This is a genomic window from Paracoccus aminovorans, assembly GCF_001546115.1.
Taxonomy (GTDB): Bacteria; Pseudomonadota; Alphaproteobacteria; order Rhodobacterales; family Rhodobacteraceae; genus Paracoccus; species Paracoccus aminovorans_B.
In genome coordinates, this window is record NZ_KQ955210.1 from 462,765 (window position 1) to 478,511 (window position 15,747).

At 67.9% G+C, this 15,747-nt stretch carries 18 protein-coding genes and 2 tRNA genes; 14 read left to right on the forward strand and 6 right to left on the reverse strand.

The genetic code is table 11. From position 1 onward, the window contains the following. Positions 1–86 precede the first annotated feature (86 nt). The 8 genes from ASV56_RS20055 to ASV56_RS20090 all read left to right on the forward strand — a co-directional run bounded on the left by ASV56_RS20055 (position 87) and on the right by ASV56_RS20090 (position 4,604). On the forward strand, positions 87–866 hold the full coding sequence (locus tag ASV56_RS20055) for a PRC-barrel domain-containing protein (RefSeq protein WP_062563735.1): 780 nt from the start codon (positions 87–89) through the stop codon (positions 864–866). Between the two features lie 143 nt (positions 867–1,009). Further along, positions 1,010–1,086, forward strand: a tRNA-Asp gene (locus tag ASV56_RS20060). Positions 1,087–1,113: 27 nt separating this feature from the next. Then, positions 1,114–1,190: transfer RNA gene (locus ASV56_RS20065), tRNA-Asp, on the forward strand. Between the two features lie 182 nt (positions 1,191–1,372). After that, positions 1,373–1,834 (forward strand): SspB family protein, encoded by a 462-nt coding sequence (locus ASV56_RS20070; RefSeq protein ID WP_062563736.1) that lies wholly within the window; start codon positions 1,373–1,375, stop codon positions 1,832–1,834. 93 nt (positions 1,835–1,927) lie between these two features. Continuing rightward, entirely contained in the window at positions 1,928–3,325 is a 1,398-nt protein-coding gene (gene fumC, locus ASV56_RS20075) for a class II fumarate hydratase (RefSeq protein WP_062563737.1), read from the forward strand. Further along, complete coding sequence (locus tag ASV56_RS20080) at positions 3,325–3,561, forward strand: DUF4169 family protein (RefSeq protein ID WP_062563738.1); 237 nt, start codon at positions 3,325–3,327, stop codon at positions 3,559–3,561. The genes fumC and ASV56_RS20080 overlap by 1 nt, the downstream gene beginning before the upstream one ends. After that, positions 3,554–3,793, forward strand: coding sequence for a ribbon-helix-helix domain-containing protein (locus tag ASV56_RS20085; protein WP_018000237.1), 240 nt, complete (start codon positions 3,554–3,556; stop codon positions 3,791–3,793). The genes ASV56_RS20080 and ASV56_RS20085 overlap by 8 nt, the downstream gene beginning before the upstream one ends. Before the next feature lie 67 nt (positions 3,794–3,860). Further along, entirely contained in the window at positions 3,861–4,604 is a 744-nt protein-coding gene (locus tag ASV56_RS20090) for a YebC/PmpR family DNA-binding transcriptional regulator (protein WP_062563739.1), read from the forward strand. A 34-nt stretch (positions 4,605–4,638) separates the two neighbouring features. Here the strand turns inward: ASV56_RS20090 and ASV56_RS20095 are convergent, their stop codons facing one another. Continuing rightward, a complete protein-coding gene (locus ASV56_RS20095) occupies positions 4,639–5,490 on the reverse strand; it encodes a LysR family transcriptional regulator ArgP (protein WP_018000239.1) in 852 nt (283 codons plus the stop codon). 82 nt (positions 5,491–5,572) lie between these two features. On the opposite strand from ASV56_RS20095, the gene ASV56_RS20100 reads away from it, so the two are divergent. Together ASV56_RS20100 and ASV56_RS20105 are read left to right on the forward strand one after the other, a co-directional pair. After that, positions 5,573–6,169 (forward strand): LysE/ArgO family amino acid transporter, encoded by a 597-nt coding sequence (locus ASV56_RS20100; RefSeq protein WP_062563740.1) that lies wholly within the window; start codon positions 5,573–5,575, stop codon positions 6,167–6,169. A gap of 38 nt (positions 6,170–6,207) precedes the next feature. Continuing rightward, complete coding sequence (locus tag ASV56_RS20105) at positions 6,208–7,116, forward strand: DMT family transporter (protein ID WP_062563741.1); 909 nt, start codon at positions 6,208–6,210, stop codon at positions 7,114–7,116. Here the strand turns inward: ASV56_RS20105 and ASV56_RS20110 are convergent. The 4 genes from ASV56_RS20110 to choX all read right to left on the reverse strand — a co-directional run bounded on the left by ASV56_RS20110 (position 7,113) and on the right by choX (position 10,723). Then, positions 7,113–7,319, reverse strand: coding sequence for a YjiS-like domain-containing protein (locus ASV56_RS20110; protein WP_062563742.1), 207 nt, complete (start codon positions 7,317–7,319; stop codon positions 7,113–7,115). The genes ASV56_RS20105 and ASV56_RS20110 overlap by 4 nt on opposite strands. 330 nt (positions 7,320–7,649) lie before the next feature. Then, positions 7,650–8,705, reverse strand: a complete 1,056-nt coding sequence (gene choV, locus ASV56_RS20115) for a choline ABC transporter ATP-binding protein (RefSeq protein ID WP_082724944.1) — start codon at positions 8,703–8,705, stop codon at positions 7,650–7,652. Continuing rightward, positions 8,698–9,549, reverse strand: a complete 852-nt coding sequence (choW, locus tag ASV56_RS20120) for a choline ABC transporter permease subunit (RefSeq protein WP_062563744.1) — start codon at positions 9,547–9,549, stop codon at positions 8,698–8,700. Before choW ends, choV begins: the two co-directional genes overlap by 8 nt. Before the next feature lie 220 nt (positions 9,550–9,769). Beyond that, on the reverse strand, positions 9,770–10,723 hold the full coding sequence (gene choX / locus ASV56_RS20125) for a choline ABC transporter substrate-binding protein (RefSeq protein ID WP_062563745.1): 954 nt from the start codon (positions 10,721–10,723) through the stop codon (positions 9,770–9,772). A gap of 143 nt (positions 10,724–10,866) precedes the next feature. Here choX and betI point away from each other — a divergent pair, with 143 nt between their 5' ends. The 3 genes from betI to betA all read left to right on the forward strand — a co-directional run bounded on the left by betI (position 10,867) and on the right by betA (position 14,624). Continuing rightward, positions 10,867–11,436, forward strand: a complete 570-nt coding sequence (betI, locus tag ASV56_RS20130) for a choline-binding transcriptional repressor BetI (protein ID WP_062563746.1) — start codon at positions 10,867–10,869, stop codon at positions 11,434–11,436. After that, positions 11,433–12,890, forward strand: coding sequence for a betaine-aldehyde dehydrogenase (gene betB, locus ASV56_RS20135; RefSeq protein ID WP_062563747.1), 1,458 nt, complete (start codon positions 11,433–11,435; stop codon positions 12,888–12,890). The genes betI and betB overlap by 4 nt, the downstream gene beginning before the upstream one ends. Before the next feature lie 81 nt (positions 12,891–12,971). Continuing rightward, a complete protein-coding gene (gene betA, locus ASV56_RS20140) occupies positions 12,972–14,624 on the forward strand; it encodes a choline dehydrogenase (RefSeq protein WP_062563748.1) in 1,653 nt (550 codons plus the stop codon). A 1-nt stretch (position 14,625) separates the two neighbouring features. On the opposite strand, the gene ASV56_RS20145 is transcribed toward betA, so the two are convergent. Beyond that, positions 14,626–15,156 carry a YceD family protein gene (locus ASV56_RS20145; protein WP_062563792.1) on the reverse strand — a complete coding sequence of 177 codons (531 nt, stop codon included), beginning with the start codon at positions 15,154–15,156 and terminating at the stop codon, positions 14,626–14,628. A 114-nt stretch (positions 15,157–15,270) separates the two neighbouring features. Here ASV56_RS20145 and ASV56_RS20150 point away from each other — a divergent pair, with 114 nt between their 5' ends. Further along, the gene (locus tag ASV56_RS20150; protein ID WP_062563749.1) at positions 15,271–15,729 is read left to right on the forward strand and encodes an outer membrane protein assembly factor BamE; all 459 of its coding nucleotides are present in this window, start codon (positions 15,271–15,273) and stop codon (positions 15,727–15,729) included. The last annotated feature ends 18 nt before the right edge of the window (positions 15,730–15,747 follow it).

Sequence of the window (15,747 nt, forward strand, 5' to 3'; positions counted from 1 at the left end):
GGAACGAAGCGGGAAAGGCCGCGTTGGGTCGCCATGGGACGGCTTCGCCCGTCCGTGACAAAAGACAACCGGAAAGGACAGCGTCCATGAAACCTCTTGTCATTGCCGCGACGACCCTGGCGCTGGCGGGTGCCGCCTTCGCGCAAGATGCGACCACCACCATGCCGGCCGATCCGGCCGAGCAGGCGCAGGGCGCCGCCAATACCGCCGAGCAGGCCGCCGACCAGGCCGCGACCGCTGCGGACCAGGCGGCCGACCAGGCCGGCGCCACGGCCGAGAAGGCCGCCGACGATGCCGCGACTGCGGCCGATACCGCAGCCGATGCGGCCGCAACTGCCGCTGACGATGCCGCGAATGCCACGGCCGGAATGGGCGAAAACGCCGCGGAGGACGCGGCCGATGCCGCCGATGACGCGGCGGCCTCTGCCGACAATGCGGCCGAGGATGCCGCCGATGCCGCCCAGGACGCGGCCGAGGCCACCCCGGTGACGCCGCCCGACGTGAACGCCCCCGCGATTTCGGAGGCCGAGCCGGGCGTGCTGTCGAGCTGGGTGACCAGCCGCCGCATCTGGACCACCAACCAGCCCTCCTCGACCGAATGGGTGGCGCCGACCATCGAGGAACGTCCCGCCGAGTGGCAGGACATCGCCAAGGTCAATGACATCGTCATGGACGATTCGGGCCAGGTGGTGGGCTATATCGCCGATATCGGCGGCTTCCTGGGCATCGGCGCCAAGAAGGTGCTCTTGGGCGAGGATGCGATCCATCTGATCACCGTCGGCAACGACACCTTCTTCGCCACCAATTACACCAAGGCCGAACTCGAGGCGCTGCCCGACTTCGACGAAAAGACCGTGCGGAAATAAGGCCTGCGCGCCTTGCCGAACGATACTCGGGGCGCCTTTCGGGGCGCCCCGTCGTTTTTTCGGTGGAAACGGCCTTGACGCCATCCGCCCCCATGCGTAAACCCCCTCGCACCCCGGACGGCGATCCGGGGGAGATGGTCTGCGCGGTTGTAGCTCAGTTGGTTAGAGTACCGGCCTGTCACGCCGGGGGTCGCGGGTTCGAGCCCCGTCAACCGCGCCACCATTTCCGAACGTCGCCACGAAAAGCGCGGTTGTAGCTCAGTTGGTTAGAGTACCGGCCTGTCACGCCGGGGGTCGCGGGTTCGAGCCCCGTCAACCGCGCCATTTTCGACTTTCCCTTTCAGTCTCATGGACTTGACCGCGGCGCCGTTGGCGCGGGCGGCTTTGAGTATTTGGGAAACGGTGAAGGCGCTTGCGTCGGGGCAGTCGGCGGCGGCCGGGGGTTTTCAGGGGCTTTTCAAGCCGGCCCAATTCCCTATGCTGGCGGCCAGAGACACGGAGGGCCCATGGCACGCGGAATCGATTACGGCGGCATGATGCACCGGGCCATGGTGCGGCTGATCGCCGATGTCCTGGCCCAGGTCGCGGCCGAGGGCCTGCCGGGCGAGCATCATTTCTTCATCACCTTCGACACCCGCGATCCGGATGTGGAAATGGCGGACTGGCTGCGGGCGCGCTATCCCGAGGAAATGACCATCGTCATCCAGCACTGGTTCGAAAACCTGGAGATTTCCCAAGACGGGTTCCGCATCACGCTGAACTTCGGCGATTCACCCGAGCCGCTGTATATCCCCTTTGACGCACTGCGCACCTTCGTCGATCCGGCGGTGGAATTCGGATTGCGATTCGAAAACCACGAAGAGGACGACGAAGCCGCGGAGGAGGATGAGGACGAGGCCGAGGCGCCGGCGCCCGACACGCCTCCGGGCGGTGCCGAGGTGGTCAGCCTGGACAAGTGGCGCAAATAAGCCGCTGTTAGCGCATGGCATACGACGGCATACAGATTGCGAATCCTCGCCATCTTGCCTAGAACCCCTCGCGACACCGTGAGGGAGCATGCGATGACCAAGACCACCCGCACCGAGACCGACAGCTTCGGTCCGCTGGAAGTCCCCGGCGACAAGTATTGGGGCGCGCAGACTCAGCGCTCGATCCAGAACTTTCCCATCGGCTGGGAGCGTCAGCCGGTCGCCATCGTGCGCGCGCTGGGCGTAATCAAGCAGGCCGCGGCGCAGGTGAACATGGCGACGGGCAATCTGGACCCGAAGCTGGGCGCGGCGATGGTGCAGGCGGCCTCGGAAGTCGTGGCCGGCAAGTTCGACGACAACTTCCCGCTGGTGGTCTGGCAGACCGGGTCCGGCACGCAGTCGAACATGAACGCGAATGAGGTGATCTCGAACCGCGCCATCGAGATCCTGGGCGGCGAGCTGGGTTCGAAGAAGCCCGTGCATCCGAACGACCATGTGAACATGGGGCAGTCGTCGAACGACACCTTCCCGACCGCGATGCATGTCGCCATCGCCATGCAGGCGCGCGACGTGCTGATCCCCGGGCTGGAAAAGCTGCACAAGGCGCTGGTCGCGAAGTCCGAGGAATTCAAGAACATCATCAAGATCGGCCGCACCCATACCCAGGATGCGACGCCCCTGACCCTGGGTCAGGAATTCGGCGGTTACGCGCATCAGGTCGCCAAGGGCATCGAGCGGGTGAAGCTGGCGCTGGGCGACATCTATGAACTGGCGCAGGGCGGCACCGCCGTCGGCACCGGGCTGAACACTAGGAAAGGCTGGGACACGGCCATCGCCGCCGAGATCGCCAAGATCACCGGCCTGCCCTTCGTGACCGCGCCGAACAAGTTCGAGGCGCTGGCCGCGCATGACGCGATGGTGTTCTTCTCGGGCGCGCTGAAGACGGTGGCGGGCTCGCTGTTCAAGATCGCCAACGACATGCGGCTGCTGGGTTCGGGCCCGCGCTCGGGCCTGGGCGAGCTGATCCTGCCCGAAAACGAGCCGGGCTCCTCGATCATGCCGGGCAAGGTGAACCCGACCCAGGCCGAGGCGCTGACCATGGTCTGCGCCCATGTCATGGGCAATGACGCCGCCATCGGCTTTGCCGGCTCACAGGGCCATTTCGAACTGAACGTCTATAACCCGATGATGTCCTACAATGTGCTGCAATCCATGCAGCTGCTGGGCGACGCGGCGGGGTCCTTCACCGACAATATGGTCGTCGGCACGCAGGCGAACATTCCGCGCATTGACAAGCTGATGAAGGAATCGCTGATGTTGGTGACGGCGCTGGCGCCCACCATCGGCTATGACAACGCCACCAAGGTCGCCAAGACCGCGCACAAGAACGGCACCACGCTGCGCGAGGAGGCCATCGCCCTGGGTCTGGTCGACGGCGAGACCTTCGACCGCGTGGTCCGCCCCGAGCAGATGGTCGGCCCCGAGGATTGATGGTGGCCGGCCCCGACACCGGATCAGGCAAGGGCAAGGTCGTGAACCTGCGGGCGGCGCGCAAGAGCGCCGCCCGTGACGCCGCCCGTCGCCAGGGCGACGAGAATGCGGCGAAATTCGGCCGCAGCAAGGCGGCGAAGCAGGCCGAGGCGGCCGACCTGGCCCGTGCCGCCCGGCACCTGGACCAGCATCACCTGGACCAAGATCGGCGCGAGGAAGGGGACGCGGATGCCTGACCTGCCCGAGATGACGCCGCCGATCAAGCGCTCGGTCACCATCGGCGGGCATCGCACCTCGGTCAGCCTCGAGGATGCGTTCTGGCGCGAATTGCGCGGGCTGGCGCGCGAGCGCGGCGAGACGGCGGCCGGGCTGATCGCCGCCATCGACCGCAAGCGGCCGCCGGGGGTGGGGCTGGCCACCGCGCTGCGGCTTTATGTGCTGTCCGAGATCGGCCGCCATCAGGGCTAGGCTTGCGATTTCGGCCCGCGCCGCATAAAAGCGCCGGCGATATTCCGTATGAAAACTGGGAAAGACCATGGCAGGCCATAGCAAATGGGCCAATATCCAGCATCGCAAGGGCAAGCAGGACAAGCTGCGCTCGAAGCTGTTTTCGAAACTGGCCAAAGAGATCACCGTCGCCGCGAAGATGGGCGATCCCGACCCCGAGAAGAACCCGCGCCTGCGCCTGGCGGTGAAGGAGGCGAAATCGAACTCGATGCCCAAGGACGTGATCGACCGCGCGATCAAGAAGTCGATGGGCGGCGATGCCGAGAACTATGACGAGATCCGTTACGAGGGCTATGGCCCAAACGGCATCGCCATCATGGTCGAGGCGATGACCGACAACCGCAACCGCACCGCCTCGAACGTGCGCAGCTATTTCACCAAATACGGCGGCGACCTGGGGCAGAGCGGCTCGGTCAGCTTCATGTTCGACCGCAAGGGCGAGATCATGTATCCGGCCAGCGCCGGCGATGCCGACACGGTGATGATGGCGGCGATCGAAGCCGGGGCCGAGGATGTCGAGAGCGACGAGGACGGCCACTGGATCTATACCGCCGACACCGACCTGGCGGAGGTCTCGAATGCGCTGGAGGCCGCGCTTGGCGAGTCGGAATCGGCCAAGCTGATCTGGAAGCCGCAGGCCCCGACCGAGATCGACCTGGAGACCGCGCAAAGGCTGATGAAGCTGATCGATGCGCTGGAAGACGACGACGACGTGCAGAACGTCACCGGCAATTTCGACATTCCCGAGGACGTCGCGGCCCAGCTGGAGTGACGCCTCCGGCGGGGGTATTTGAAGAGCAAAGAAATCAGGGTCGCAGGTCTGCTGCGGCCCTTTTCATTGCGGCGGTCAGCGGCGCCAGCGCCGGCGCCATGGCGCGCTGGACGTGCCAGTAGAGCGGCACGTCCAGCGGCAGGCCGGGGACGAGTTCCCGCAGCCCGGCGCCGGCCATGCTCTCGGGCACCATGCCCCAGCCGAGGCCCAGGTCCACCGCCCGCGCGAAGGCCTCCGAGGCCGGGATGCGGTGGCCGGTCAGATGCAGGCGCCGGCCGGTGGCCTGTTCGGCCCAGCGGGATTGCGCGGCGTCCTTCTGGTTGAAGATCACCGCCGGCGCGCGTTTCAGCGCGGCCTCGGTGACGCCGTCCGGAAAGTGGCGGGCGATGAAGCCGGGCGTGGCCAGCGCGAGATAGCGCATATGGCCCAGCGGATGCACGTCGCAGCCCGGCACCGGCTGCGGATCCGAGCAGATCGCCCCCGAGACCTGGCCCTGGCGCAGCCAGTCGCGGGCATGGTCCTGGTCGTCGACTTCCAGTTCGTAGAGCAGCGGCAGCGCCGTCAGCGCCGGCAGGAACCAGGTCGCCAGGCTGTCGGCATTCACCGCCAGCCGCAGCCGGGCCGGGCCGGCGCCGGGGCGCAGCGCGCCGTCGAGCGTGGCTTCCAGCAGCCGCACCTGGTCCAGATGCTGCATCAGCCGCAACCCGGTCTCGGTGCCGGTGGCTGGCGGGCCGCGGTGGATCAGCACCTGGCCCAGGCGTTCCTCGAGCCCCTTGATGCGCTGCGAAATCGCCGAGGGCGTGACGCCAAGCGCCGCGGCGGCGGCGTCGAAGCTGCCGCGGCGGATGATCTCGGCCAGCGCGGCCAGGGCGGCATAGTCAAGCATCAGGCGGCCTTAATCCAGGTAACGATTTTGAATTTGCCTGAACTGCCCGGGCCGGGCAAGACGCGGTTGAAAGGAGATCGCCATGCATGCCTATCTGGCCGGGCTCGGCACCACGCTGTCGCTGATCGTCACCATCGGGGCACAGAACGCCTTCGTGCTGCGGCAGGGGCTGATGCGGCGCCATGTGCTGGCGACCTGCCTGTTCTGCGCGGTCTCGGACGCGATCCTGATCTCGGCCGGGGTGCTGGGGGCGGGGGCGCTGGCCGGCCATGCGCCGGGGTTCCTGGTGGCGATGCGCTGGGGCGGCGCGGCCTTCCTGCTGGTCTATGGCACGCGCGCCTTTCGTGCCGCCTGGCGCGGCGGTGCCAGCATGGGGGGCGGGCAGGGTGCCGCCGGCCTGCTGGCGACGCTGGGCGTATTGGCGGCGCTGACCTGGCTCAATCCGCATGTCTGGCTGGATACGGTGGTGCTGATCGGCTCGATCTCGGCCGGCTGGCCGGACAAGCCGGGCTTCACGCTGGGGGCGATCAGCGGCTCGGTGCTGTTCTTCTTTGGCTTGGGTTACGGGGCGCGGCTGCTGGCGCCGGTCTTTGCCCGGCCGGCGGCCTGGCGGGTGCTCGATGCGCTGGTCGGGCTGACCATGTGGGCCATCGCGCTGGGGCTGGTGCTGAAGGGCTGACCCTTGCGCCGGGCCTCGGGGCGGGGCATGGCTGGGGCATGAGCCATATCGCAACCCCCTCCTTGCGCAACGACCTGTCGGCTATCCTGTGGATGCTGACGGCGGGGCTGTGCTTCGTCGCCGTGAACGGCACGGTGCGCTGGCTGGGCCAGGCGCTGCCGGCGGCCGAGGGCGCCTTCATCCGCTTCGCCTTCGGCCTGCTGTTCCTGCTGCCGGCGCTGGGGCCGGCCCTGCGGCGCGGCTTTCCGGCGCGGATCTGGCGGTTGTTCGTGCTGCGCGGCGCGCTGCATATCGTCGCGGTGATCCTGTGGTTTCACGCCATGGCCCGCATCACCGTGGCCGAGGTCACGGCCATCGGCTTCCTCAATCCCATCGTCGTGACCTTGGGCGCGGCGGCTCTGATGGGCGAGCGGATCTCGTGGCGCCGGGCGCTGGCCATCGCGGTGGCGCTGGTCGGCGCGCTGATCGTGCTGCGCCCGGGGCTGCGGCAGCTCGAGGAGGGGCATCTGGCGCAGCTTGGCGCCGCCGTCACCTTCGGCGGCTCCTACCTGGTGGCCAAGCGGCTGTCCGAGCGGGTGCCGGCCTCGGTCGTGGTGGCGATGATGTCGCTGACGGTCTGCCTGGGGCTGGCGCCGATCGCGGCGCTGCATTGGGTGGCGCCAAGCGCGGTGCAATGCGCGGTGCTGGCCTGCACCGCCTTCTTCGCCACCGCCGGGCATTACGCCATGACAAGGGCCTTTGCCGCGGCGCCGCTGACCGTGACCCAGCCGGTGACGCTGCTGCAGCTGATCTGGGCCAGCCTACTGGGCGCGCTGGTCTTTGCCGAGCCGGTCGATGTCTGGGTGCTGGTCGGCGGCGCCACGATGATCGCCGCGATCAGCTATATCACCTGGCGCGAATCGCGGCGGGGCGGGATCACCCCGCCGCCGGGACAGGAAAGGGACTAGCGCCGGCGGCGATCGCCCGGCTCCAGCCCGATGTCGCGCAGCAGGTGGTCCGAGAGCGCGCTGACCGGCGGCGGCCGCCCCCGGCCGGGCCGCAGCGCCGCGCGCATCAAGGCCAGGGCCACGCGGCCGAGGCCATGGGTCTGGATCAACTCGTCAAGCGGCAGGCGCAGGTCGCGCGTGGAACGCAGGTCGGAAAGGGTCATCCGGTCTTGCCGCCCGTTCGCACGGCGCGGCCCTCATGTCTTGCAGGGATGGGAATCGCGGATGCGGCGCGCCACGCGGTTGCGCGCGGCGGTCAGGCATCGGCGATGTCGGGATGGGTCAGCCTGCGGCCGGACCCAGGGTTGCCGTCAATCGCGCCGGAACTGGCGTCGATTCACCCCGAAACGGGCGGCGTCGTGATCGGTCATGCCTCTGCCCTTTCCATGCTGGGGTTGCGGACCGGCCCTTGATAGGCACGCTTTCCGATTCGCGACAACCCGCCCCGCGGCAGGCGCGGGGCGGGCTATGGCAGGACGGCAACAATGGGGCGCTCAGTGCTCGACGGCGCCGCCGCCCTTGTGCACGACGGCCAGCCGGTTCAGGATGCCCGCCTGGCTGATGCGGCCGCCGCCTTGCAGGGGCAGGGCCTCGGCGCTGCTGGCGGCCAGGCTGCGCATGACCTCGCGCAGCGGCGTTTCGCGGTCGATGGGCGTGCCGGGGGCCTCGCCGGGTTCGGCGATATCCTCGGCGGTCAGCACGGCGAGCGGATTCATGTGGGCGACGAAATCCTCGACATAGGCATTGACCGGATTGGCGATGATCTCGCGCGCGGTGCCGATCTGCACGATGCGGCCGCCCTCCATCAGCGCGATGCGGTTGCCGATGCGGAACGCCTCGTCGAGGTCGTGGCTGACGAAGATGATGGTGCGGCGCAGGCGCTCTTGCAGCTCCAGCAATTCGTCCTGCAGCCGGTTGCGGATCAGCGGGTCCAGCGCCGAGAAGGGCTCGTCCATCAGGAGGATCGGCGCCTCGGTCGCGAAGGCGCGCGCCAGGCCCACGCGCTGCTGCATCCCGCCCGACAGGTCGCCCACCTTGCGGTCGGCCCATTCGGTCAGGTTCACCGTGGCCAGCTGCGCATCGACGCGACGCGCGCGCTCAGCCGCGGGCATCCCGGCCAGTTCCAGCCCCAGGCCGACGTTCTCGCGCACCGTGCGCCAGGGCAGCAGGCCGAATTGCTGGAAGACCATGGCGACGCGCTCGCGCCGCAGCCGGCGCAATTCGGCGCCGCCCGCATTGCTGACCGAGGCCATGCGGTCGCCGTCCCAGACCCGCACGTCGCCGCGGCAGACCGAGTTCAGCCCATTCACCGCGCGCAGAAGCGTGGACTTGCCCGAGCCGGACAGGCCCATCAACACCAGGATCTCGCCCTCCTTGACGGTCAGGCTGCAATTGTGCACGCCCAGGACCTGACCGGTCTCGGTCTTGATCGGGCCGCGCTCCAGCCCCTGGTCCATCAGCGGAAGCGCGGCCTCGGGCCGGTCGCCGAAGACGATGTTCACATTGTCGAATTCGACGGCATTGCGTTCCGTCATGGCGCGTTCAGTCATGGTGTTTCCCCACCCGCAGCATCCGGTCCAGCATGATGGCGACGACGACGATGATCGAGCCGCTTTCGAAACCCAGCGCGGTGTTCACGCTGTTCAGCGCCCGAACCACCGGCACGCCCAGGCCCGAGGCCCCGACCAGCGCCGCGATGACGACCATCGACAGCGACAGCATGATGGTCTGGTTCAGCCCGGCCATGATCTGCGGCGCGGCACTGGGCAGTTCCACCTTCCACAGAAGCTGGCGCGGGGTGGCGCCGAAGGCGGTCCCGGCCTCGACCAGCGCCTGCGGCGTCGAGCTGATGCCGAGATAGGTCAGCCGGATCGGCGCCGGCAGCACGAAGATCACCGTGGCGATCAGGCCGGGCACCATGCCGATGCCGAAGAAGACGATGGCGGGAATCAGATAGACGAAGGTCGGCAGCGTCTGCATCAGGTCGAGGATCGGCCGCATCCAGGCGTAGAGCCGCGGCCGGTGCGCCGCCGCGATGCCGATCGGCACCCCCAGCGCCATGCAGACCACGCAGGCCGAAAGCACCAGGGTCAGCGACTGCATCGTCTCGTCCCAATAGCCCTGGTTCAGGATGAAGAGCAGGCTGAGAGCCACCAGCAGGCAGGTCTTCCAGCTGCGTTGCAGGCCCCAGGTCAGCGCCACCGCCAGCAGGGTGAAGACCAGCGGATGCGGAAAGTCGAGGATCTGCAGGATGCCGTTGATCAGCCCGTCGAGCAGCTTGGAAATGGCGTTGAAGATGAACGCGGCATGGGCGTTCAGCCAGTCGAATATGGCTTTGGCGGTCTTGCCGACAGGGATCTTGGTGTCGGTCAACAGAGCTGTGAGTTGGTCCATGCTTCCTTTGCTACCGTTCGGGGTCATCAAGACCCGGGGTTTGTGAGGCGTGGCGGAATGGTCGGTCCCGGCGGGGACGGTTCGTCATCTCGGCATCGGGCCGCGACGGTGGGACCGGATTACGGCCCGGCCCGGGCGGCGGATGGCGCAATCGCGACAGGATTCGGCACGATCGCGCCCTGCGGAAACGGCCGCCCGTGCCGGGCGGCCGTGCTTGACGTCAGTCGTTCAGCACCTTGTCCAGTGCGGCCTGCGCGTCGCCGCCATCGGCGGTGGTCACGCCCGCGATCCAGGGCTTCGCGGCATCGGGATTGGCTTTCAGCCATTTCAGCGCCGCATCGCCGGGCTGCTCGCCGTCGTTCAGGATCAGGCCCATGACTTCGCTTTCCATGGGCAGGGTGAATTCCAGGTTCTGCAGGAACTTTCCGACATTCGGGCATGTCTCGGCATAGCCCGCGCGGACGTTGGTGTCGACCCGCGCGCCGCCGAAGTCCGGCCCGAAGATCTCGTCGCCGCCGGAAAGATAGGTCATCTTGAACTGGGTGTTCATCGGATGCGGCTCCCAGCCCAGGAAGACCACCGGCTTGCCGGCGCCGTCCGCGCGGGCGACCTGCGCCAGCATGCCCTGCTCGCTGCTTTCGACCACCTCGAAGGTGCCCAGGTCGAACTTGTTCTCGGCCACCATCTCCAAGAGCAGGCGGTTGCCGTCGTTGCCCGGCTCGATGCCGTAGATCTTGCCGTCAAGCTCGGCCTTGTGCGCGGCGATCTTGCTGTAGTCGTCGATGCCCAGCTTGGCGCCGGCCTCGTTGGTCGCCAGGGTGTATTTCGCGCCGGTCAGGTTCGTGCGCAGCACCTCCACGGTGCCCGCGTCGCGATAGGGCTTCAGGTCGTTTTCCTGGCTGGGCATCCAGTTGCCCAGGAACACGTCCACGTCGTCCTTGGCCATGGCGGTATAGGTCACCGGCAGCGACAGGATCTTGGTCTCGGTCGCGTAGCCCAGGGCCTGGAGCACGGTCGAGGCCAGCGCGGTCGTCGAACTGATGTCGGTCCAGCCGACATCCGAGAAGACGACCTCGCGGCACTCGGCCGGTTCCTCGGCCTGCGCGGCGCTGACCGGCCCGAGCAGGGTGGCCAGCCCGGCCGCGATCAGCGCTGCGGTGCGGCGTAATGTCATCTTGTTCTCCCTGGTTTGTTGACTCGTTACCTGATTAAGGCTTTTATTGATTGACGAGTCAATCAAAGATCTGCCAGATGCAGGTGAATGGGGCGGAATTTTCCGCGTGAAAGCTGAAACAAGCTGCAAAATGGTGTCCTGTCATGCCCAAACTGGGTGTTGAGCCTATCCGAAAGGCGGCATTAATCAACGCCACCATTGCCACGGTGGGGCGCGCAGGGTCGCTTGACGTGACCGTGGCGCAGATCGCGCGCGAGGCCGGGATGTCCTCGGCCTTGGCGCATCACTATTTCGGCTCCAAGGAGCGGATCTTTCTTGCCGCGATGCGGCATATCCTGACTCAATATGCCGAGTCGGCGCGCGCGTTGCTGAAGGATGCGCCCGACCCGCCCGAGCGGCTGCGCGCCGTGGTGCAGGCGAACTTCACGCCGCAGAACTTCGCGCGCGAGACGGTCGCCGCCTGGCTGAACTTCTATGCGCTGGCGCTGGTCGAGCCCGAGGCGGCGCGGCTCTTGCGCATCTATCACAAGCGGCTGCGCTCGAACCTGCTGGTGGCGTTGCGGCCGCTGGCCGGCGCCGGGGCCGAGCGCATCGCCCGCACCGTCGGCGCGCTGATCGACGGGCTTTACCTGCGCGCGGCGCTGTCGAACGAGGCCGATGCCGCCGCCGCCGAACGCACGACAATGGACTATCTGGAGAAGGTGCTGCCATGAGCCATGACGCCCGCCAAACCGCGCAACCCGCCGCCAGCCTCTATATCGACGGCGCCTTCGTCGAGGGCGAGGGCGCTGCGCTGCCGGTGCATTACCCCTATAGCGGCGCGGTGATCGCCGATCTGCGCGAAGCCTCGGTCGCCCAGGTGGCGCAGGCCACCGCCGCCGCCGCCGCCGCGCAGCCGGCCTGGGCGGCGCTGCGCCCGGTCGAGCGTGCCCGCGTGCTGATGCGGGCCGCCCAGATCATCCGCGAGCGCGGCGAGGAACTGGCCCGGCTGGAAACACTGGACACCGGCAAGCCGATCCAGGAGACGCGGGTGGCCGACTGGCCTTCGGGCGCGGACGCGCTGGAATATTTCGCCGGGCTGGCGCCGACCGTGACCGGGCAGAGCATCCCGCTGGGCGGCGATTTCGTCTATACGATCCGCGAGGCGCTTGGCGTCTGCGCCGGCATCGGCGCCTGGAACTACCCGAGCCAGATCGCCTGCTGGAAGGCGGCGCCGGCCTTGGCCATGGGCAATGCCATGGTCTTCAAGCCCAGCGAGGAGACGCCTTTGGGCGCGCTGAAACTGGCCGAGATCCTGACCGAGGCGGGGCTGCCGGCGGGCATCTTCAACGTCGTGCAGGGCCGCGGCGCGGTCGGCGCGGCGCTGGTGACCGACCCGTTGGTCGCCAAGGTTTCGCTGACCGGCTCGGTCGCGACCGGGCAGAAGGTCTATGCCGCCGCGGCCGAGGGCATGCGCCACGTCACCATGGAACTGGGCGGCAAGTCGCCGCTGATCGTCTTCGACGACGCGAGCCTCGAGGATGCGGTCGGCGCGGCGATCCTGGCGAATTTCTATTCCTCGGGGCAGATCTGCTCGAACGGCACCCGGGTCTTCGTGCAAGAGGGCATCCTGCCGGCCTTCCTGGAACGGCTGTCGGCGCGGCTCGCCTCGGTCAAGGTCGGCGATCCGCTGGCCGAGGACACCCAGCACGGTCCCATCGTCAGCCCGGCCCAGGCCGCGAAGATCCGCGAAGCCATCGGCAAGGGCCAGGCCGAGGGCGCGCGGCTGGTCTGCGGCGGCGCGGGCGAGGGCGCCTTCGTGCCGCCGACCGTCTTTGCCGATGCCACGGACGAGATGTTCATCGTGCGCGAAGAGATCTTCGGCCCGGTCATGTCGGTGCTGAGTTTCGCCGATGAGGCCGAGGTGCTCGCCCGCGCCAATGCCTCGCCCTATGGGCTGGCGGCGGGCGTCTTTACCCGCGACCTGGCGCGCGGGCACCGGATGGCGGCGGGTTTGCAGGCGGGAACGACCTGGATCAACGCCTATAACCTGACCCCGGTCGAGGCGCCCTTCGGCGGGGTGAAGCTGTCGGGGATCGGGCGTGAGAACTCGGCCGCGGCCATCGAGCACTATTCCCAGTTGAAGTCGGTCTATGTTGGCATGGGTGGCGTCGATGCGCCCTATTGAGCGGCGCCGCGCCGGCGGCGCGGTCGGCATGGGTATTTGGAAAACAGAGAAAGCCCGCAGGGCGGTGCAGGAGGCCAGGGCATGATCCCGGATTATGTGATCGTCGGTGCCGGCTCGGCCGGTTGCGCGCTGGCCTATCGGCTGGTGATGGCCGGCAAGCGCGTCGATATCATCGAATATGGCGGCTCGGACATCGGGCCCTTCATCCAGATGCCGGCGGCGCTGAGCTATCCGATGAACATGCGGCGCTATGACTGGGGATTCTCGTCCGAACCCGAGGAGCACCTGGGCGGGCGGCGGCTGGTCACGCCGCGCGGCAAGGTTCTGGGCGGATCGTCCTCGATCAACGGCATGGTCTTCGTGCGCGGCCATGCCCGGGACTTCGATTTCTGGGCCGAGAGCGGCGCGGCCGGCTGGGCCTATGCCGATGTGCTGCCCTATTTCAAGCGCATGGAGACCTCGCATGGCGCGGTCAGCGCCTATCGCGGCACCGAGGGACCGCTGCATGTCACGCGCGGCTCGCGCAAGAACCCGCTGTTCAACGCCTTCATCCGCGCCGGCAACGAGGCCGGCTATGCCATGACCGACGATTACAACGGTGCCCGGCAAGAGGGTTTCGGCGCCATGGAGGCGACGATCTGGGAGGGCCGGCGCTGGTCGGCCGCCAATGCCTATCTGCGTCCGGCGCAGGAGACCGGCCTGCTGCGGCTGCGGCGCGGGCTGGCGCAGCGCGTGGTCTTCGAGGACGGGCGCGCGGTCGGCGTCGAGGTCAGGAATACCCGCGGCGTCATCGTGTTCCGGGCCAAACATGAGGTTATTCTTTCGGCCAGCTCGATCAACACGCCGAAGATCCTGATGCTGTCGGGGATCGGGCCGGCGGACCACCTGCGCGAACATGGCATCGAGGTTCGGGCGGACCGGCCCGGCGTGGGGTCGAACCTGCAGGATCACCTTGAGATCTATATGCAATATACCGCGACCAAGCCGATCACGCTCTACAAGCACTGGAACCTGTGGGGCAAGGGCTCGATCGGGGCGCAATGGATGGCGACCGGGACGGGCCTGGGCGCCTCGAACCAGTTCGAGAGCTGCGGCTTCATCCGCTCGGCCGCCGGGGTGGAATATCCGGACATCCAGTATCACTTCCTGCCGCTGGCGGTGCGTTACGACGGCAAGGCGGCGGCCGAGGGCCATGGCTTCCAGGTGCATGTCGGGCCGATGCGGTCGAAATCGCGCGGCACGGTGCGGCTGAAGTCGGGCGATCCGAAACAGGCACCCGAGATCCGCTTCAACTACATGTCGCATGCCGACGACTGGGCCGAGTTCCGCGCCTGCGTGCGCCTGACCCGGGAAATTTTCGAGCAATCGGCCTTTGCCGATTACAAGGGCTATGAAATCCAGCCGGGCGAGGGCGTGGTGACGGACGCCGAGATCGATGCCTTCATCCGCGAGCATGCCGAGTCGGCCTTCCACCCCTGCGGCACGGCCCGCATGGGCCGGCGGGACGACGACATGGCGGTGGTCGATCCCGAGCTGCGGGTGATCGGAGTCGAAGGGCTGCGCGTGGCCGACAGCTCGATCTTCCCGCGCATCACCAACGGCAACCTGAACGCGCCCTCGATCATGACCGGCGAGAAGGCCGCCGATCACATCCTGGGCCAAGGCATGCTGGCGCCCTTGAACCTGGGGCCGCAGATGGACCCGGAATGGCAGGAAAGGCAGCGTTCCGCGTAGCTTACTGCGGCTTTTTCGAATCCTTCAGCAGATCCGCAAGGCCGGCGAAGGGCTTGCGGGTCGGTTCCTCGGCATCCGGTGTCTCGGGGGTGTCCAGTTCGGCGCCGTCGGCGCGCGGATAGAGCGGCAGGGCCAGCGACAGCTCCTCGGCCATGATGGCGGCCAGGTCGATGAACGGACCCAGGGGCTCGAGTTCGTCGTCGGGCATCTCGATCTCGTCGCCCTCGGGCGCGCTGACATGGGGCGAGAAGACGCGGTGCACCGGCTCCTCGAGATCGGTCGTGACCGGCGCCAGCGTCACCACGCAGGGCTGGACCACGCGGGCCTTGAGCGCGCCCGCCACCTGCCAGGCGTCCTGGGCCACGGCCTGGATGCGGCCGGCGAAGCGCAGCTTCGGCAGATCCAGCAGCCCCAGCTCGGCCGCCAGCGCCTGGCGCGTCGCGGCGTCGGGCGCCAGCGTGAATGCGGTCGGCTGGCGCGGGTTCAGATGGGCCACCCGAAAGCGGGACTGCGGGGGCTTCATATCGGTCATCATGGGCCTTTCGCGGGCGGCTTCGCCCTGGGTCTGGATATTCTTGAGCGCAGGGCGTGAGTTTGCTAAGCCGGTCGCGCGGCGTCAACAGGCGCGTAGAGGGGCAGAGAGACGATGAAGATTTCCCGGCGGCAGATCATGGCCTTGGCACTGGTCGCACCTCTTGCGCTTTCCGCCTGCCAGGCCACCTATCGCAACCACGGCTATGTCCCGCCCGAGGAGCAGCTGTCGCAGGTGGTCGTCGGCCAGACCTCGCAATCCGAGCTGGAGGGGCTGGTCGGCCGACCCTCGGCCCAGGGCCTGCTGACCGGATCGGGCTGGTATTACGTCGGCTCGCGCTGGGAATATTTCGGCGCCCGCCAGCCGCGCGAGATCAACCGCGAGGTCGTCGCCGTCAGCTTCAACGAATCCGGCACCGTCAGCAATGTCGAGCGTTTCGGGCTGGAGCGCGGCCGCGTCGTGGTGCTGTCGCAGCGCGTCACCGACAGCGGCGTGACCAGCCTCGGGCTGATCCGGCAGCTGATGGGCAACGTCGGCCGCGTCTCGGCCGGGCAGCTGCTGGACCAGCAATAGGCAAGGCGCGGCCCGCGC